Below are 20,142 nucleotides of genomic sequence, written 5' to 3'. Positions count from 1 at the left end.
ATAAAAAATTCAAGTCGGCACCCTTCTTCTACAATCTTCACCGCTGTTATTCCACGCGCAAAGGTGTGTCTTTCAATGCTCGGCTATGCCTGTTTATACGCTGTTTAACTTCACCTTTGTTGCGAGCCATTAGACAGCTTTAAGGTTGTCGACTAAATCTTATTATACAAAAGTTGAAGTGCAGACAACGGAGCGCAGCAGATTATGGATGATCAGCCGATTAGCCTTTTTTCCCTTCCTGAATCAGGGTTACTGGTTGTTGGCGATTATTCCCCTTCGCTCGTGCTGCTTTCGATTCTTATTGCCATTCTTTCTTCATTTGTTGCGCTTCATGCCATTTCCTATGCCTCGGTTTTTACCAGCCGTTGGGGCCGACAAACTGCCATATTTGTCGGTGGGCTGGCGATGGGGATTGGCGTATGGTCCATGCACTTTTTAGGCATGCTGGCCTTTGATTTATGTACGGTGGTCAGCTACGACAGCTTTATCACTTTGCTATCTATTGTGCCCAGTGTCGGGGCATCCTGGATCGCGCTAAACTTTATTTCCACTCATCAAACCTCGAAAAAATCGTTACTGATTTGCGGGATGCTGGTCGGTGCAGGTATCGGCGCCATGCATTACCTGGGCATGGCGGCAATGGAGATGGCACCATTGCTACGCTACGATATAAGCACTTTCATTATCTCCATCGCGGTTGCGGTAGCGCTTGCCGTATTGTCACTGTGGATCCGGTTTTATCTGGGTAGCAAGCTAGTGAAAACCCATACGCTGGTTATTAACTTTCTGGCGTCTATTGTGATGGGCGGTGCAATTTCAGGCATGCATTATACCGGAATGGCCGCGGCGCGCTTTGTATTGCCTCCCGGCATGGAGTTGGAGGAACCAGGCGCGAATATGTCGCAGCTGCTGGCTTATGGCGTGGCTGGTGCTACTGTGGTTATCGCATTTATTGTTTTTGCTATCACTTTGATAACCAAGTACAAATTACTCTCGCTGGAGTACCAGTCCAGTGAAGAAAAGATGCGCACGATAATGAACAGTGCGGTAGACAGTATCATTACAATTAATAACAAAGGTATTGTAGTCAGTGTCAACCACGCGACCACATCACTGCTGGGCTGGTATGCAGATGATCTAGTTGGTTTCAACGTTAACAAGATCGTGCCCACTCCCTATCATCACCAACACGACAACTTTATAAAACAGTATCTGCTAACGAAAAAACCAAAAGTTATTGGCTCAGGCCGTGACGTAGAAGCGCTTCATAAAGATGGTTCAAGAATAGCTGTCAGATTGAGTATAGGTCATGCGGCACTCCCCGGGCAGGATTACTTTGTGGCATTTCTGTCTGACCTTCGACAGCGTGTCAAAATGGAAGATAGCCTGAAGCTGAAAGAGAAAAAATTCCGGACACTGGTCACAAACATCCCCGGCGTTGCTTATCGGCGCGCAAATGATGAAAGCTGGACCATGCACTATGTCAGTGCTGCAATTCGCACGCTGACCGGTATTCCTGCGCACTATTTTATGAACGCACAGCAGTCGACAGCGTTTTTGTCTCTGATTCTCAAAGAAGACAGGGAAAAGGTCAAAGCGGCAATTGATACATGCAGGGTAGAGCAGACCCTTGAGTACCGGATAAAAGATAGCCGGGGTAATATACGATGGATCACGGACTCATTCAGAGTATGTGAGGATGAGAACGGGCAGCAATACGTCGATGGCTTTATGATGGATTCCACCCGGCGCGTTGAAGATACCACTATGATCAAGCGCTACAAATCGCTGGTGGAGTCTTCCGAGGATGCGATTGTCAGCCTGTCGCCTTGTGGGGTGGTGCTGACCTGCAACGATGCAGCCTGCAGGCTTTATGGATTTACAAGCGGTGAGATTGTCGGTCAGCCGGCGTCGCGGGTATTGGGTGAAATAGAGTCCCAGGATGCATTAATTGAGAAAGTGGCTAAGGGGCAGGTCATTCGCCACTTCAGAACTACGGTGAAGCCCCATAACGGCAGGCTGACTCATGTTTCTGTTTCGGTGTCTCCGGTATTTGATGCAAGCCAGCAAATCATCGGTATTTCAATGATTTCGCGTAATATTAACCATGAAGTCGAGCAGGAAGCGATGATTCGGCAGCAAGCGATTGAGGATCCGCTGACGCACCTTTTCAATCGTGCGGGGATTCAGGAAAAAGTATCAGAGGTATTAAGTGTAAGCCGCCGTACCAAGCAACCCTTCTATTTGTTCTTTCTCGACCTGGACAACTTCAAGTTCTACAACGATAGCTATGGGCACGATGTTGGCGATATGTTGCTGAACGCCGTGGCCAGTATCCTGACAAAGCACCTAAAGCGAAATGATATTGCTGGCAGACTGGGAGGGGACGAATTTGTGGTTTGTCTGCGTGATTGCAAAACTACCGGTAAAGTCAGTGAAACGGCGAATGCAATTATAGAGGATATTACCCGGATTTCGCATATTAATGGTGCCGCAGTATCATTGTCGGCCAGCATGGGTGTAGCTGGCTTTCCCAAAGACGGAGAATCGCTTACTGAGCTATTTAAGGCTGCCGACGATGCGATGTATCTGGCCAAAGGTGCAGGCAAAAACCAGGTCTACTTCCCCGGCGTTGCCTCAAAGCGCTCTGTATACATGCTTTCGCCGGCAGAGCTGACAAATGCCATCGCCAATGATGAACTCGAATTGTTTTTTCAGCCAATCATGAGCATTCACTCGGGCACAATATTAAAGGCAGAGGCGCTGGTGCGCTGGAATCATCCGCGTTTGGGCCGTCTGTCTCCTGACCATTTTATTCCTCTTGCTGAGAAAAACGGGATAATCGGCAGATTAGGTAACTGGGTAGAGCGGCAGGCATTATGTCAGTTAGAGCGGTGGACAACTCTTTTCGGCGAAGACTTTCAACTGGCTATCAATAAGTCTGCACTGGAGCTTATTGACCCGGAATACGGGGCATGTCAGCTGGAACAACAATTATTATGCAGAAAACTTTCCGGCAAAAACCTGGTTATTGAGATCACAGAGCATTCAATGCTCGAATATTCTGAAGCAACGCAGAATGAGCTGGGGAAATACCGGGCCTTGGGTGTTCAGATTGCATTGGATGATTTTGGAACAGGGTATTCCTCGCTGATGCACCTGAAACACTACCCTGTGGACTATCTTAAAATTGACCGATCCTTTGTGTCTTCACTTAATCAGTCAAATATTGATTATCGCCTGTGCAAGGGCACCACGCACCTGGCGAAACTTCTGAACGTTCAGGTGGTAGCTGAGGGAGTGGAAACACAAGCGCAGCATGATTTGCTCAAACCCTTAGGCTGTGACTTTATTCAGGGGTATTTCATCAGTAAGCCTGTGAGTGCTATTGAGTTTGAGCATATGGCTTATCGTCATAACCACACCCGGATAAAGCCAGATCTTACAGCACCTCTGTTCTGAGCATTGCGATGCGATAGCTTCAGCAATACAGTCTATTAGCTAATATACTCTGGTACCGTAAGTGGCGCCGGAACGTGCTCGCTAAAGGGGATCGCCGTTTCAAAGTGACACCATTTTGATGTTTCGGGGTGACGAATAATCAGGGTCTGGGCGTGCAATTGTAAACGGGGTGCTTTCGCCAGGGCATCAGGGTGTGCGTACAGGCGGTCGCCCAAAATGGGATGGCCCAGCGCCAGCATATGTACCCGCAACTGATGAGAGCGTCCAGTGACCGGCTTAAGCGCAACCAGGCTTTCGCTGTCATTTTTGCTTACCACCGAATAATAGGTCACAGAAGGCTTTCCATTTTCGTGACAAACCATTTGTTTTGGCCGGTTGGGCCAGTCACAAATTAATGGCAGGTCTACCATGCCGGCGGGCTGGCGCATGCAGCCATCTACCCGTGCATAATAGCGCTTCTGGGTTTGCCGGGTTGCAAACTGTTGCGACAAAAAACGATTAGCCTCTTTGGTCAGTGCCATTATCATAATGCCTGAAGTTGCCATATCCAGGCGATGGACTACAGCTGCATTCGGATACACTCGCTTAACGCGGGTGATCAATGAGTCCTTATGCGCTTCAGCCTTACCCGGCACACTGAGCAGCCCGCTGGGCTTATTGGCCACCAAAATCGCCTCGTCCTGATAAAGAATATCCAGGTAAGGCGACAGGGGCGGATTGTAAACAAACGGGGGATTGGCCATTAAGGGTTATTCACCACAATTCGTAGTGCATCCAATTGTACTTCAGCATCGTCAAATGCCGCATCCAGCGCCGCAATTTGGTCATCGATAAAGGCAATCTCGCTATCTCTTATCGCCGGGTTGTCCTGTTGTAATTCGCGCAGGCGTTCGGTCTCTGCTCCTAATGAAGACTTCATCGTGTCACGCGCTTGCGTCAGCAGCGTTTCAGCTTGCGCTGAGGCTAGCTCACGGGCTTTATCAATCTGGTTATTCACCGGCGTTTTCAGCGCGCCGATAAGTTGCTGGGCAATTTTCTTATTGGCGCGGCGGGTCTTCTCGAAGGTGGTGTCGCTCTCTTCCCCCTGCGCATCAATGCACAACTTTATAGGGATGGCTGGCAGGAAGCGCGACGCCTGCAGATGCGCTGGTGCATTTACACTTAAGGTGAACAAGGCTTCTAGCCAGTAGGCACCTTTGGGTAAGGTGCGATCAGCAATAAACCCAAGGCTTGCTTTACCAATAGTATCGGTAAGAATAACATCAACAGCATTGTGTACCAGCGGATGGTCCCAGCTCAGATAGTGCACATGCTCTAATGTAGTGGCTACGCGGCGTCGGTAGGTTACCGTCATGCCTTCAGGATCCAGCCCGGGCAGACTATTAACCATTGATTCACCCGGACGCAGGATAAAGCAATCATTGCCTTTATCTTCCTGATTTACACCGATGGCATCAAATAGCCAGTTCATAAAATCTGCCAGTGCGTCATTAGCATCCTGGGCAATAATGTCATCCAGCAAGTCTTCCACTTTACCTTTACCCGAGGCGTTGAGCTCAAGTAACCGGTCGCGACCGGCATCCAGTTGCTTGCGCAGCGACTGATTGATTTCGTGGGTTCTGGAAACCAGCGCAGCCCGGCTTTCCTTGTCTTGTGGTACCAGCAAGCAATCGGTCAGCTGGTCCTTAACCTGTTCAAATACACCTGTACCGGTTGGACAGGTTTGTGTAAACGCACCTAAGCCATCGTGATACCAGTCCAAAAGGACCGATTGCGCGGTATCTTCAAGATAAGGAACATGAATCTGAATATCTTTGGTCTGACCGATTCGATCAAGGCGTCCGATACGCTGTTCAAGCAGGTCCGGTGTCATAGGCAGGTCGAACAATACCAGGTGGTGAGCAAACTGGAAGTTGCGCCCCTCAGAGCCAATTTCACTACACAGCAGAATTTGCGCGCCTTCTTCATCATCGGCAAAAAAGTGCGCAGCCTTGTCACGCTCGACAATACTCATACCTTCATGGAAAACACTGTGGCGGATGCCGGTGCGTAAGCGGATAGCTTCGCCCAGTTGCTGCGCAGTGACCGCGCTGGCGCAAATCAGCAAAACCTTCTCGGGTTTAACCGATGGTAAGAACTCAAGCAGCCACTCTACGCGGGGATCCAGATCGGTCCAGCTGTTAACCAGAGAAGGCTGGCGCTCAGGATAAAGAGCCTCGTCCAAATCGTCGGTCAGTTCCAGCATGTCTTCATAAACATCCGGCAGTGGCAGAGGGTGGGCCTGCAGATGACGCTCGGGAAAGCCGGTGATGCCGGCGCGGCGGTTTCTGAATAGCAGCCTGCCGGTGCCATGACGATCAATAAGTGCGTGCAGTAGCGCGTCACGCTGATCAAAATCATCCAGATTGGTTAGTTCGCTGGCACTGTGAGGAGCAAGTTCGCGGATGCGCTTTATTTGTTCGTCATCGAGCGTGTCATCGCCCAACAAGGGGGTAACTGCTTCTGCCAGTTCACTGTACTGTGACTCTTCGTTTAAAAAGGTGTCGTAGTCATGAAATCTGGCAGGGTCAAGTAACCGCAGTCGGGCAAAGTGGCTCTCGTGCCCCAGCTGGTCTGGTGTGGCAGTAAGCAATAGCACACCTGCGATGGTTTGTGCCAGAGCTTCGATACACTGGTAATCGGCAGAGGGGGCCTCAGCTGACCATACAAGATGGTGCGCCTCATCCACTACCAGTAAATCCCAGCCTGCTGCAAGTGCCTGTTCGTGACGTTTGGTGTTGTCACGCAGAAAGTCCAGGCTACACAACACCAGTTGTTCCTGCTCAAACGGATTTTGTTCCGATTCGTCCATCGCCTCGCAGCGGCTTTCATCAAAAATGGCGAAGGCCAGATTGACGCGTCGTAGCATTTCAACCAGCCATTGATGCACCAGTGAATCCGGGACCACAATCAGCACGCGCTGGGCTCGCGCCGTCTTGATTTGCTGGTGGATAATCAATGCTGCTTCAATGGTCTTACCCAGACCGACTTCATCGGCAAGCAAAACGCGGGGCGCGTGCCGGTTACCAACCTGAGAAGCAATGTGTAGCTGATGGGGAATAAGCTCGATCCGGGCACCAGCAAGACCGATGGTCTGGCTGCGCTGATAGTCACTCATGTGGGTAAAGGCTTTCAGACGCAGGTCAAACCATTTAGGAATATCATGCTGCATGCTGAACAAGCGCTGTTCAGGCTGATTAAGACGAATATGATGGTCGAGCATGGTTTCAGGTAAGCGGCTGGTCTCGCCGGTCTCAGTGTGTTTACCATGATAGATAACTACATCCTGAGAGATCTCAATGTCTGAAACCTCCATGCTCCAGCCATCCTGGCTTTTAATGGTATCACCCACTTCAAAGGTGAGGCGGGTCAGCGGGGCATCATTTTTGGTGTACTTTCGGCTCTCTCCCGTCGCTGGATAAAAAACTTCTACGGAGCGAAAGTCCTGATTAACAATCGCACCTAACCCCAGTTCGGATTCTGTATTACTTAGCCAACGCTGGCCTACCGCGTACTCGCTTGCTGAACTCATGATACCTAGCTGTCTGTGTTTCAAAGGGGCAGTATTGTACTTATCCGGCCCTGCTGAATAAAGTTCACTTTGGCAGTGCCTGCTTAAAATATAGGATTTTTCTCAGTTTCAGGTGGAATTTTCCGCGTTGAAAAAAATAAATTTCAAAAAGTAGTGATAAAGCGCAAATTCTGGATTATGGTGAAAGTGTAAGTCGATGCGACACGGAGTGGGTCGTAAAGTTCGACCGCCTCCTCCCGCTATCGTCTGTTGCGCGTCAGCTGTACAGACGGGCATAGCTTTGACAACCGGAGTGAAGGATGCCAGGAAAAAAATCGCCAGAAACCAAAATCTACGTCCTCGACACAAACATACTGCTTCACGAACCTCACGCATTTCTCTCGTTTAAAGAACACGACGTTGTTATTCCCATGACAGTTCTCGAAGAACTGGATTACATTAAAGACAGCAAAAAAGATGTGGCCCGCGATGCGCGGGTGTCTATTCGCGCCATGGAGGATTTGCTCCACGACGCATCGCCCGAGGCGATGATCGAAGGCGTGAGTATGCAGGGTCTGGGGGCCGGTAAAGATGCTCCCACCGGGGCCTTATCTATTTTTACTGATCTGAGTATGGCGGAGTCGCAACAGGTATTTACCAGTAACGAAAACGATAACCGTATTATCAATGTTGCTCTGCACCTGCAAAAGGCTTTTGCGCCACAGCAGGTGGTTCTGGTCACCAAAGACCTGAATATGCGCCTGAAAGCAAAAGGTGCCGGTCTGGCGAATGTTGAAGATTATCGTACCGACCAGCTAATCAGTGACATCAAATATCTGTCACGGGGTTATCATCAGTTCGAAGGCAATTTCTGGGAGCAGGTAAAGTCTGTGGAAAGCCGCTCTGAAGGTCGCGATACCATTCACACACTTGCACGTAGCGTGCTGCCGGAAGCCTATGTGAATGAGTTTTTGCTGGATGATTCCCGCCATTTTGCTGGCTTGGTAGAGTCGGTAGATGACGACCATATCGAGCTGCTTGATTTGGGGTACGAGCGGCTGATGAGTCGTCATGCCTGGGGGATCACCCCAAAAAATATCGGACAGGCAATGGCGCTTCACGCGCTACTGGATGCGCACATCGATCTGGTGATACTTACCGGTCCTGCCGGCAGTGGTAAAACCCTGCTTGCCCTGGCCGCCGCCCTGGAAATGGTGGTGGAAAAGAACATGTATGACAAGATCATTGTGACCCGCAGCACGCCGGATATCGCTGAATCTATCGGATTCTTACCCGGTACCGAGGAAGAGAAGATGTTGCCATGGCTGGCTGCAATCACCGATTCGCTGGAAGTCCTGCACAAGCATGATGAGAATGCCAAAAGCTCGATGAGCTACATCATGGAAAAGGCCAATATTCAGTATAAATCGGTGAACTTCATGCGAGGGCGAAGCATTCAGAATGCTATTGTTATTCTCGATGAATCTCAGAATCTGACGGCGGCCCAGTTAAAAACGATTATCACCCGATGTGGCGAAGGCACCAAGCTGATATGTAGCGGTAACCTGGCACAAATCGACAGTAACTATCTGTCGCCGGTGACATCGGGCCTTACTTATCTGGTCGAAAAGTTTAAGAACTTCTCGGGCAGTGCCACGCTTAATCTCGATGGGGTCGTGCGCTCGCGTCTGGCCCAATTTGCAGAAGAGCATTTATAACACGCCTATTTGTTAACGCCCCAATCGGGGCGTTAAATCTGTTCAATGGTAAAATGTCTGTTGGCCAGCGCCTGTCGGCTGTCCGGCGCTACCTCGCCCATGGGCAACTTCGCTGGTCCGGTAGGCTCAAACAGTACGTAGGTCTTCCCATCATAAGTGAGCGTTTGATCACCTGCCTGCGGTGCCAGCGCCACGCCAAGAAGAGCATGGCGGGGCAACAATACCAGAATCATTGGAGTATCAGGCAGAAAGCCTCGGGCAATGGCGGCAGTCAGTACTGATTTACTGTCACAATCACCTTTGTTTTGTGCCAGCAAACCTGCCGGTGGTAAAAAGCCGCCACCATTATTATCAGCACGATTAGACAGGCGATCGTAGGGAATACTCTGTACCCAGCCTAGTAAGAAGTTAAAGTATTCCCTTGCATCAGCCTGCTGACTGACCGAATCATATATGGCCTGAGAAAGAGGGATAAGGGGTTCGATATATTCGTTAATAAAACGGATATGATCAGGCTTAACAGCTTCTTCATTAAATACTGTGGTATACCGTGTGTAGTAATTTTCTTTCAGGTAACTATCGTAAGCCTGTTCTCGCAAAGCGCTTAGCTCTTCAGAAATACGCTTGTTTGTGGCTTCGCTGGTAGAGCTTACTCTGATTTCTATCCCGCGATGGAGGCGGTTTATTTTCACCCTGGCTTGTTTAGGGTCGATTTCTTTGGCCGCTTTCATCAGCTCAACGTAGACGTAACGCTGAACCAGCGCAAGGGAGTAGGTTTTTTGTATGGCAGGCGCTTCTACCATAGCCTGACGGTCAAGACTGAATGATAAAGAGGCGGGGGACTGGCCCTGGCGAGACCAGCGGTAATCGTAGCTTAGTGCTTCGGCACTTTGGGAAGCGGAAAAGCTGAGCTGCTCGCCAATCGCGTGACCGGTAAACATCCATAACAACAAACCAATAAACAAACGGCAACTCTGCATTTCTACTGCTTATTATTTAAACCCTTCAATCTATTATGCGCACCATTTGATAAAGGTAAAGTTAAAGCAGCGAAATCAATGCTATGAAGTAGTAAACCAGTCAAGTTGATGATGTAGAGACACCACACTACCTACAATAATAAGCGTCGGCGGCTGCATATGTTCCGTTTCAGGATTATCTGTGATATCCGACAGAGTTCCTGTCACTACCCGCTGCTCAGGTAAAGTGGCCTGCTGAATCAGTGCGATGGGGGTGGAAGCGTTTAAGCCATGCTCTATAAGCTTCTGGCAGATGATAGGCAGCCCGGTCAGACCCATATAAAACACCAGAGTGCGATGCCCGCTGGCCAGCGCCTGCCAGTCCAAATCGACCGTACCATCTTTTAAATGTCCGGTGGTAAAAGTGACCGATTGTGCATGGTCGCGATGGGTAAGGGGAATACCGGCGTAGCTGGCAGCACCGCTGGCAGCCGTAATGCCCGGCACCACCTGAAAATCTATACCATGCTGCAATAACACCTGTATTTCTTCGCCGCCGCGGCCGAAGATAAAGGGGTCACCGCCTTTTAAGCGAACGACACGGTTGCCCTTTTTCGCTTCGGTCACCATCAGCGTATTGATGTCATCCTGAGGTAACGAGTGATTCGATTTTTGTTTACCGACATATATTTTTTCGGCATCCCGTCTGACCAACTCCAGAATTGGCGCAGACACCAGCCTGTCGTATATCACCACATCGGCTTTCTGCATCAGCCGCAGGGCTATGAATGTCAGTAGATCTGGATCACCCGGTCCGGCACCCACCAGATAAACCTGACCCTGAGGCGTGGTATCTGAAGCGGCAGCACTCAGGGCCTCCTCAAATCGCTGCTCGGCCTTATCGTTCTGGCCTTTTTCAACCAGTTCAGCAATATCGCCATCCAGCACGTCTTCCCAGAAATAACGCCGGGCGGTGACACCGTTAAGGGTTTGCTTAACCTTATCGCGGAATTTTTCTGAAAAACGGCCGAGGCGACTGACATTAGCTGGTATTACGCTCTCCAGCTTCTGGCGCAGATAACGCAGCAACACCGGCGCAACGCCGCCACTGCTCATCGCAATAGTGATTGGAGAGCGATCGATAATAGAAGGTGTGATGAACTGGCAAAGTGGGGTGTTATCCACAACATTCACCAGAACATTGTATTTATCGCCGAGGTGACGGATATGAGCATTAAGCGCTTCGTCACTGGTGGCAACAAAGGCAATATCCGCGCCTGCCAAATCCCTTTCATCGAATGGTCGCTGCTGAATATTAACCTGAGAATGCTCTGCATAGCTGGCAACGGTATTACAGATATCGGGCGCTACGACGGTCACCTGCGCCTCACTTTTAAGAATTAATTCCAGTTTGCGCGCTGCCACTTCTCCTGCGCCGACTATCAGGCAATGCAGTGAACGGGTATCAAGAAAGACAGGAAAGTAACGCATGAATTTTCTCAGGTGCCAGAAACAGTAAAAGCGCCATTTTGACGCTTTTACTTATTTATTAGAAACAATTAAATCGGAAAATATATTACGTTTAATTATATCCAGTTAAGTTGTTATACCTTAGCGCTTTGGGCCACGGCGTTTAGGCGGTGTATCGCTCCACTCGCGAAGGTTTAAGCGCTGACCGGCAACACGGGTCTTACGCAATATATCGCGGGTTTGTTCTGGCATACCGTCAGGTAAATCCACCGTGCTGAAATTGTCATAAATTTCGATAGCACCAATATTTTTACTCTTCAGGTTGGCCTCATTAGCAATGGCACCAACAATATTGCCCGGCTTAGCACCATGGGTATGGCCTACTTCGATACGGTAACGCTGCATGCCAGCTTCTGGCTTACTTTTACCGCGGGGCTTTTTGCGCTCACGATCATTACCACGATCGCGGCTGTTTCTGTCCTGACGAGGTGGTTTGCTGTGCAGGTCAGGGCGATCTGACTCTTTTAGCAATAACGGCTCGTTACCCTGAGCAAGCTTGACCAGCGCAGCCAGCAGCGTTTCAGGATCAGCTTCTGTTTCTTGCTTCAGCGACTCAACGATAGGCATGAGAGATTCAATGCTGTCATCGGTGCAGGCTTCTGCAACAGATTGCTTGAACTTCGATAAGCGGGTTTCGTTCAATTCGTTGATTGAAGGAATCGGCATTACCTCGATGGGCTGACGCGTTGTTTTCTCAATAGCAAACAGCATCCGCTTTTCACGATGAGAAATAAACAGAATCGCATCACCGGCACGTCCGGCACGGCCAGTACGACCAATACGGTGAACGTAAGACTCTGTGTCGTAAGGAACGTCAAAGTTGACCACGTGACTGACACGCTCAACATCCAGACCACGAGCCACAACATCGGTCGCTACCAGAATATCGATATCACCTTTCTTAAGCTTATCAACTGTACGCTCACGGGCGTTTTGAGGGATATCGCCGTTAAGTGGCTCAACATCGTAACCCCGGGCAGACAGCTTCTCGGCCAGTTCAACCGTAGCGGTTTTGGTACGAACAAAGATGATCATGCCATCAAACGGCTCGACTTCCATGATTCTGGTCAGGGCTTCAAGCTTATGATGACCAGCCACCTGACAATAACGCTGACGTATGGTAGAGGCGGTAGAAACTTTCGACTCAATTTTTACGTGCTTGGGATCTTTCAGATAACGCTGGGTAATCTTTTTGATTGGTCCTGGCATGGTGGCCGAGAACAGCGCAGTCTGACGCTCTTCTGGTGCATTGGACAAAATAGTTTCAACATCATCGATAAAGCCCATGCGCAGCATTTCGTCAGCTTCATCAAGCACCAGGTACTTCAGCTCACCCAGATTCAGCGTTTTGCGTTTGATGTGGTCGATGATACGACCCGGTGTGCCCACAACAACCTGCACGCCACGTTTAAGCTGGCGAATCTGGTTATCATAAGACTGACCACCGTATACAGGCAGTACTTTAATCTTTTGTGAAAAGCTGGCATATACCTGAAAGGCTTCAGCTACCTGGATGGCCAACTCGCGAGTAGGCGCAAGTACTAATAATTGCGGATGTCTGGCATCGGCATCAATATTTGCCAGCATAGGCAGCGCAAACGCCGCCGTTTTTCCCGTCCCTGTTTGTGCCTGCCCCAACAGATCGTGGCCTTCCAATAGCAACGGTATACTTTCAGCTTGAATCGGCGATGGCTTTTCGTAGCCGACTTTCTCAAGGGCTTGTAAGATAGGTTGTGGTAAGTTGAGGTCTTTAAATGTCAAATCGACAGTAGTGGTCATTCACGATCCTGATGGGTAAGGCAGACTCAGCGACAAAATTGCGCTGGTGTTATTGCAAAACCATTATTATAGGGCATCTGCGTGTCAGATACCATGTAAAACCGTGGCCGTTACGAAAGAGGATCAATATTGGATTATTAATCTTCTCTGGCAATATCTTCATCAGACGATAAACTCAATCAGTTACACAACTAAAACGACAGTGAATACAGGTGTATAGGATGAAATTAACTACAGTGAGTAAAAAATTTGCGCCGCTTTGCGTAGCGCTATCCGTTTCTCTGGCTTTGGGCGGTTGCGGCGAAAAATCCATGGACGAACATCTGGAAGCTGCGCGTGGTTATACCCAACAGCAGGATATAGAAGCGGCTATTATCGAATATAAAAATGCCATTAAAGCCGACCCGAAATCTGGCGAGGCGCGCTTTGAGCTGGGCCGGCTTTACATGGCTACCGGTCAAATGGAAGCCGCCGAGAAAGAGCTGAACCGAGCGCTGGAGCTGGGCTATTCGGCATCCGAGATTATTCCGCTACTGTCCAAAGCTTACCAGCAGACCGGTGCTGAAAATGCGCTGGTTGATATGGAAATCCGCCATGAAGGCATGAGCGAGAGCGAAGCTGCTGAAGTTGCGTTTTACAAATTGCAGGCGTTGGTGCAACTGGATAAGCAACAGGAAGCACAAACGCTGATTGAAGAAGTCAGTCAGATGCAGACCGATTCGGTGTACCAGTCACTGAGCCTGGCTTACCCGGATATTATGCAAAAAGATTATGCTGCCGCACTGGAAAAGACAAAAGCGGCGGCAGAAAAATCGCCTGACAATAATGACGTCCTGCTTCAGTTAGCAAAGCTGAGCGCGCTGACCGGAGATCTGCAGGCTGCAATTGATAACTACAAAGCCTATGTGGATGCTAATCCAAACGACTTAAGTAAAAAGTTTGCGCTGGTAAGCCTGCTGATTGAGACGCGCCAGGTCGGCGAAGCCAGCCCTTATGTCAGCAAAATGCTTAAGCAGTATCCCAATAATGGATTGCTGAACCAGTATCAGGGGATAATCGAATCGGCCAAAGAGAATTATGAAGCGGCGCTTATTCATCTGGAAAAAGCCATACAATCAGGTCAGGCGGGTCCGGCAGCCCGCTTAATTGCCGGTTACGCAGCGTATAAGCTGGAAGATTATTCTGCTACCAGTCAACATTTGTCGATGATTGCTTCGAATTTGCCGGACAATCATCCGGCGCTGAGAATGCTGGCCGATAGCCTGCTACGTCAGGGCGATAACGAAGAAGCGACCATGATTTTGTCGCGGGTGGACGGCGAGAACGAAACAGATGCAGCGCTGTTTTCTAAAGCCGGATTTCAGTTATTGCGCGAAGGTAACATGGTCGATGCGCAAAAGATGATTGATAAAAGTAGTGAGCTGAGTCAGGAAGCCGAAGATTTGGCACGTCTTGGTGTACTTCAATTATCTGTAAACGATGTTGAGGGCCTGGTAAATCTGCAAAGTGCAGCAGAGCAGGCACCGGATAATGTTGCTACACAAAAAACCTTACTGGCAGCATACGTAAATACCGGGCAAAGCGAAAAAGCCCGCGAAATGGCCAATAAGTGGATCGAGAATAACCCAGACGATCCGGCGCCTTACATTTATCTCGCCGAGCTGGCGCTTAAAGAAAAAAATATCGACGAAGCCACCTCCATTATGAACAAAGCCAGTGAGCTTGGGCCCGATAATCGTCAGGTTCAGCTGGCGCAGGCAAAACTGTATATCATCAGTGAAAAATATCAGGATGCAGAAAAGCTACTTGAAAGCGTGCTCAAACAGGATGCAACTGACACCAAAGCATTAGGGCTCTTGTACGCATCCGTCAGTCAGCGTGGTGGAGACAAAGCACAGATTAAAACGCGTATTGAAGAAACATTATCGAAAAATAAAGATGATGAGGCATTACGCCTGGCACTGGCACGTTTGCAGTTCGCCGATCAAAACTACGACGACGTGCTGGACACGCTGGCCACGTTTAAAGCCAACAAAAATGCACCTAAAGGTTACTGGCAGATGGAAGGCCAGGCACTGTTGCGCTCAGGTGCGGTGAAAAAGGCGCAGGACCACTACAAAAAGTGGGTTTCGCTATACCCGGCAGACAAAGGCGCGGTGTTGGGTAAGTTGTTATTAGATGATGCACAGAATAATCATGCTGATGCACTATCCACCATAAACAGTTTTCTTGAAAAGCGACCGGACACGCAGGTACGTGTCTTAAAAGCTTATTTCCTTGCTGTACAGAAAAAGCCGGGAGAGGCGCGTAAGGTATTAGAGAATGTGCCTGAACAGGTGCTTGAGGTTCCATTTGTGCGCGGCATTACCGCTCGCATTAATCTTCTGGAAGGCAATGAGGAAGCGGCAATTGAAGATGCTAAAGCAGCTTATAATGATACCGCTAATCCTAAAAATACCTTATTAGTTGTAGCCAGTCTGGAAAGTGCCGGCAAAAAAGAGGAGACATTCGCCTTTTTGCAGGAACATTATCAAGCGCATCCGGATGATATCCGCGCCACTATGCTTTATGCTGAGCGCCTGATTGGCACAGATCGTCAGCAGGCCAAAGAGATTTACTCGCAGGTTCTTGAAAAGCTACCGGATAACTTTGTTGTATTGAACAATCTGGCTTATCTGCATATGGAAGATGGTGAGCTAGGTAAAGCTCAGCCTCTGGCGCGTCGGGCTGTCGACCTGCAGCCCAGAAGTGCGGATGCCGTTGATACCTTCGCGCAGATCCTTCTCAAACGTGAACGGTATGAACCAGCTCTGAAGCTTTACGATAATGTTGATGTCGAAAAGATCCGGAACGACATGGTTTATCTTAATTATGTTGAAGTACTGGTGAAGAACAATAAAAAGCAACTGGCAGAGCGCCGTCTGAGTGCCCGCGAGTTTAGCGGTGAAGCACAGCAGCGTGCGCAGTCACTCCAGTCTCAGTTGTAATTACAAACGCTGGTACAGATATAAAAAAGGCGCCGACAGGCGCCTTTTGGGTTTCGATGAGACTTCAAACTACAAGCTGCTTTTATCCTGTGACGTGCCCAGCACACCTTCGACATACCACATTCTGATAATTACCATAAGTGTGACCACCAACGGCGCTGCCAGTAAAATCCCTGTCATACCCACAAGGGCGGCAAGACAAACCTGCGCAATGAGCGTGAGTGCGGGTGGCAAGTCGGCAATCTCTGCCTGCAGCACCGGCGTTATGATATAGCTTTCAACTGCCTGAATAGCAACATACAGCACGGTGACGTAAATCAGTGCGTCCAGACCGGTGATCATACTGACCATTGCAGCAGGAATGAACGCAATAATCGGCCCCAGATTCGGGATGAAAGAGAGAAGCGCGGCAATAATGCCGAGTATTAACGCAAGCTCGATACCTAGCGCCCATAGCCCTATTGTGGTTAACACGCCGACGACAATCATTGAGGTAATTTTAGCAACCAGCCAGCCTGACAGCGCTACAGCGCACGCATCCAGAATTTCCCGGGCGCGCTGACGATGCGCCGGTGGAACGAGCAGCACGGTGCCGTTCACATAAGTAGAAGGATTAACCAGAATAAACAAACCCAGGAAAATGGCGAAAATCATACTGCCAATCCCGTTTGCGGTCGTTGAAAAAAAGTTGGAAGCCGCATTAATGATGGTGCCTATTTGTGGATCGTAATCACGCAGGCTTTCTATTTCATCATCAATTTTTCCCGCCCAGCGCAATTGATAAAATTGCTCCTGCATATGGCTAATTGCCTGGGGCAGGCGTTCCATTAACTGCGTGGCCTGCGTATTTATCTGCGGCGCGGTATACCAAAAAAACAGAGCAAACAGCAGTACAGGCACAACAATGGTTAATGGTAGCCAAATCTTGTGTGAAATCGATGTTTTCGCCTCAAGCCAGCTTGCTGAGCGTCGAAACAAAATGGCCAGTAATATGGCCCCGAATACGGTAAGAAAAATTTTACCACTGATAACTACCCACCAGGTGAGAAGCACAACCAGTGCGGTGATACTGGCCTGAATAAACGTTCTCTTCGCCAGTTGCCTGGTATTCATAATATTCCTTGAAGGCGAAAGTATAAGATTACGGTATTGGCAGGCGCTATGATCTGTTTTAAATGCATTATAGGTGCTTCGGGCTGGGTGTATTCACACATCATTTTCAGTATCAAAGCTTTTAGTTTTAAATTCGGCCCCTTGTTGGACTAACAGCCACTTTCATATCAGAAACACATGTCAGACAAGAGTGATAGCAGGGTACAAGGCAAGCCCCAAAAGACTTGCCTGACGGTAGGCGGAGACAACTGAATACCTTCAGGCAACGACGTTAACTGTTATTGCTCTTCTGATTTTGCTGTTGATTAACTACCGCTTTAAGCGCGCTAAGCTCATTCATAACATCCTGCATCGTAGGCTCGCCGCTGTCTTTTTCTTCCTCGGCGCGCACTTTTGCATTTTCCCGCTCCATCACGTTCACCACGATGCCAATCACCATGTTTAAAAATGCGAAGGCGGTGAAGAAGATAAACGTAAGGTAGTAAAACCAGCTTAATGAATAGACTTCCATGGTTTCGTACATGACATCTGTCCAATCCTCGAATGTCATGACCCGGAACAGGGTCAGCATTGAAATCGTGATGTCACCCCACAGGGTTGGATTAATATCCTCAAATAATGTGCTGCCTATAGCCGCGTAGATGTAGAAGATAATGAACATCAATAGCATAACGTAGCCCAGCTGTGGCAGCGCTTTTACCAGAGACACAAGCAGTATGCGAAGCTCCGGTATGATAGAAATCATCCGCAGCACACGAAAGACTCGTACCAGTCGCCCGACAATGGCCAGGTCAGTACTATCAGCAGGGATAAGTGAGACGACAACGATCAGCGTATCAAACCAGTTCCAGAAGCTTTTGAAAAAGTCCCGCTTCCGGGGTTCACCTAAGAATCGAATGGTAATTTCTGTTAAGAAAAAAATACTGATAAACCAGTCAAGGATTAGCGTCAGTGACGCAAATCCACTGGGCATGTCATAGGTTTTCGCTCCCACCAGTAAGGCGGAAGCAATAATGACGGTAATAACGAAGGTTTCAAAAATTTTATTGGCCCGAATGGACTCAAATTTTCTTTGTAACTGAGCAGCTTGCATGTAATTTACTTATAGATGGAACACAATTGGCTACGTGATTATTGCAAATTGCTGATAATTGCTACACTATTAATAACACGCATACCGGTAGGGAAACCAGGATTCACATGGATAGCGATCTTATAACGTTACAGCGCAAATTAAACCAATTTTCCAAAGAACTCGATAAATTTACACCAGAGCCTGAGTCTGTGGTGGAGTTTAAAAGTAAAATCAAAGCTTTGTCGGGGTTACTGGAAAATGTCAATCGTAAGCTGGCGTCATAGTCGCGCCGGGTTATGAGTACGAACAGCTAAAAAAGGGGCCTCATGGCCCCTTTTTTGATCACTCACTGATTAATTACCTGAGCTCTCTGGCTCTGGCGGGCGTAGGCCCTTATTAATCATTTGTACGTCTTCCTGCGTCAGCGTACCTGCAGCCTGCTTGAGGGTAACCACAGCCTGAATAAAATCGTACCTTGCACCGGCAAGGTTACTACGGGCATTAAACAGGTTACGGGTGCTGTCCAATACATCAACAATGGTGCGCGTACCCACATCAAAACCTGCCTCTGTGGCTTTTAACGCACTTTGTGCAGAAACTACAGCCTGCTCCAACGCGCGAATTGTTGAAATCGCGGCATTGATATCGTTAAACGAGCTGCGTACCGACTGTACTGTCTGGCGATATGTCTGTTCCACGTCCTGACTGGCAGCAACATATAAATATTTCGCCTGGTCAGTCTGACTGCTTACCCGAAGCCCCTGGAAAATGGGGACGTTCAGATTTACACCCACACTGTAATCATCCAGATACGGCGTTTCAATATTGAGTCGGTCGCCGGAAATATCATTTTTAGTGCGGTTGGCCTGTGCAGATAAACCGAGGGTAGGGTAATGGCCCGCCCGTGCCTGACTGATATCATCTTTTGCAATATCCAGTGCCAGTCGGTCAACCAACAGAGATAAGTTTTTGTCTTCTGCTATTTCCAGCCACTCCTCAGGTTTAGAGGGAGACGGCATGGTAGCTGAAAACGAATCGGTATCCAGCGGGTACAGACGGTCATGGTATTTACCGGTGATAACGCGAAGCTCTTCCAGCGCCAGTTCCACCTGGTTCTGCGCCTGTATTTCCTGTGCCACAGTATTGTCAAAGTTTGCCTGCGCCTCATGCACATCGGTAATTGCGGTCAAGCCCACTTCAAATCGCTGCTTAGTCTGTTCCAGCTGACGCTCGATAGCGCGCTTCTCGGCACGTACAAACTCTAGGTTGTCTTTGGCACGCAGCACGGCAAAATAAGAATTTACGGTGCGAACAATCAGCTCTTGCATGGCAACAGCTAATTGGGCGTCACTTTGCTCGGCGGTTTTTTCCGCGCGGTTCAGACCCACCCAATTGGCATGGTCATACAAAGACATGTCCATGCTCAGACCGTATTGGGTTGTATCTGAGTCAGCGTCAACAATAATCAGCGTGACATTTTCCTGATCACCGGCAAACTGTGTGTTTTCACGGCTGGACTGTTGGTAGCTCACCGAGCCGGATATCTGTGGTAACAGATTGGCACGGCTAATAGGAATTCCTTCAAAGGCAGCGTCTCGTTGGGCCTTTGCTCTGTTAACGACCGGGTCATTGTTCAGCGCTTGCTGATATACATCATATAAGTCGTCTGCCAGTGCAGAGCTGGTCACACCGAGGCTAATTACTAGCGACAGAAGTGTACGTTTCATTAATTCGCCTTCCTGTATCAATTATGCGTCTTTCAGACTGCTTTAGGTTGTCAAGTGTATGAAAATCAAATGCAATCCGGTAGTCCAATGTCGTAACGAAGCGTATTTAACTGTAACAGAATGTAATACGTCGTCGTGCGTTTCAACAAAGTATGAAGCTGCCGGTATGCAAGATGCCACCCATGTGCGCTGCCCGCGTGTTCGTAGTTCAACTACGAATCTTATTTTGTGGCTATCTTATC

Annotated in this window: 12 protein-coding genes; 4 read left to right on the top strand and 8 right to left on the bottom strand. The window is 48.8% G+C overall.

What is annotated here, in order from left to right; translation table 11 throughout:
- Positions 1-204 precede the first annotated feature (204 nt).
- Positions 205-3,462, top strand: coding sequence for a bifunctional diguanylate cyclase/phosphodiesterase (locus FBQ74_RS14655; protein WP_139757368.1), 3,258 nt, complete (start codon positions 205-207; stop codon positions 3,460-3,462).
- A gap of 35 nt (positions 3,463-3,497) precedes the next feature.
- Here the strand turns inward: FBQ74_RS14655 and rluA are convergent, their stop codons facing one another.
- Positions 3,498-4,205, bottom strand: coding sequence for a bifunctional tRNA pseudouridine(32) synthase/23S rRNA pseudouridine(746) synthase RluA (rluA, locus tag FBQ74_RS14650; RefSeq protein ID WP_139757367.1), 708 nt, complete (start codon positions 4,203-4,205; stop codon positions 3,498-3,500).
- Complete coding sequence (gene rapA, locus FBQ74_RS14645; RefSeq protein WP_139757366.1) at positions 4,205-7,033, bottom strand: RNA polymerase-associated protein RapA; 2,829 nt, start codon at positions 7,031-7,033, stop codon at positions 4,205-4,207. The genes rluA and rapA overlap by 1 nt, the downstream gene beginning before the upstream one ends.
- A 299-nt stretch (positions 7,034-7,332) precedes the next feature.
- Between rapA and FBQ74_RS14640 the strand changes: the two genes are divergently transcribed.
- Entirely contained in the window at positions 7,333-8,730 is a 1,398-nt protein-coding gene (locus FBQ74_RS14640) for a PhoH family protein (RefSeq protein ID WP_139757365.1), read from the top strand.
- Between the two features lie 32 nt (positions 8,731-8,762).
- Here FBQ74_RS14640 and FBQ74_RS14635 read toward each other — a convergent pair whose 3' ends face one another.
- From FBQ74_RS14635 to FBQ74_RS14625, 3 genes are all read right to left on the bottom strand, one after another.
- Entirely contained in the window at positions 8,763-9,710 is a 948-nt protein-coding gene (locus FBQ74_RS14635) for a hypothetical protein (protein WP_139757364.1), read from the bottom strand.
- Between the two features lie 81 nt (positions 9,711-9,791).
- Positions 9,792-11,180: a siroheme synthase CysG gene (gene cysG, locus FBQ74_RS14630; protein ID WP_139757363.1), complete on the bottom strand. Its 1,389-nt coding sequence runs from the start codon at positions 11,178-11,180 to the stop codon at positions 9,792-9,794.
- A gap of 120 nt (positions 11,181-11,300) precedes the next feature.
- Positions 11,301-12,998: a DEAD/DEAH box helicase gene (locus tag FBQ74_RS14625; protein WP_139757362.1), complete on the bottom strand. Its 1,698-nt coding sequence runs from the start codon at positions 12,996-12,998 to the stop codon at positions 11,301-11,303.
- A 221-nt stretch (positions 12,999-13,219) separates the two neighbouring features.
- Between FBQ74_RS14625 and prsT the strand changes: the two genes are divergently transcribed.
- On the top strand, positions 13,220-15,985 hold the full coding sequence (gene prsT / locus FBQ74_RS14620; protein ID WP_139757361.1) for an XrtA/PEP-CTERM system TPR-repeat protein PrsT: 2,766 nt from the start codon (positions 13,220-13,222) through the stop codon (positions 15,983-15,985).
- A 69-nt stretch (positions 15,986-16,054) separates the two neighbouring features.
- On the opposite strand, the gene FBQ74_RS14615 is transcribed toward prsT, so the two are convergent.
- Both FBQ74_RS14615 and FBQ74_RS14610 read right to left on the bottom strand, forming a co-directional pair.
- On the bottom strand, positions 16,055-17,098 hold the full coding sequence (locus FBQ74_RS14615) for an AI-2E family transporter (protein WP_139757360.1): 1,044 nt from the start codon (positions 17,096-17,098) through the stop codon (positions 16,055-16,057).
- 271 nt (positions 17,099-17,369) lie between these two features.
- The gene (locus FBQ74_RS14610) at positions 17,370-18,191 is read right to left on the bottom strand and encodes an ion transporter (RefSeq protein ID WP_139757359.1); all 822 of its coding nucleotides are present in this window, start codon (positions 18,189-18,191) and stop codon (positions 17,370-17,372) included.
- Positions 18,192-18,298: 107 nt separating this feature from the next.
- Here FBQ74_RS14610 and FBQ74_RS18985 point away from each other — a divergent pair, with 107 nt between their 5' ends.
- On the top strand, positions 18,299-18,457 hold the full coding sequence (locus FBQ74_RS18985; protein ID WP_168190679.1) for a hypothetical protein: 159 nt from the start codon (positions 18,299-18,301) through the stop codon (positions 18,455-18,457).
- A gap of 69 nt (positions 18,458-18,526) precedes the next feature.
- Here the strand turns inward: FBQ74_RS18985 and tolC are convergent, their stop codons facing one another.
- Complete coding sequence (gene tolC, locus FBQ74_RS14605) at positions 18,527-19,900, bottom strand: outer membrane channel protein TolC (RefSeq protein ID WP_139757358.1); 1,374 nt, start codon at positions 19,898-19,900, stop codon at positions 18,527-18,529.
- Positions 19,901-20,142 lie beyond the last annotated feature (242 nt).

The organism is Salinimonas iocasae, assembly GCF_006228385.1.
GTDB classification, from domain to species: Bacteria; Pseudomonadota; Gammaproteobacteria; order Enterobacterales; family Alteromonadaceae; genus Alteromonas; species Alteromonas iocasae.
Note: the sequence above shows the minus strand (reverse complement) of the source record. Positions and strands in the feature narration are given on the sequence as shown.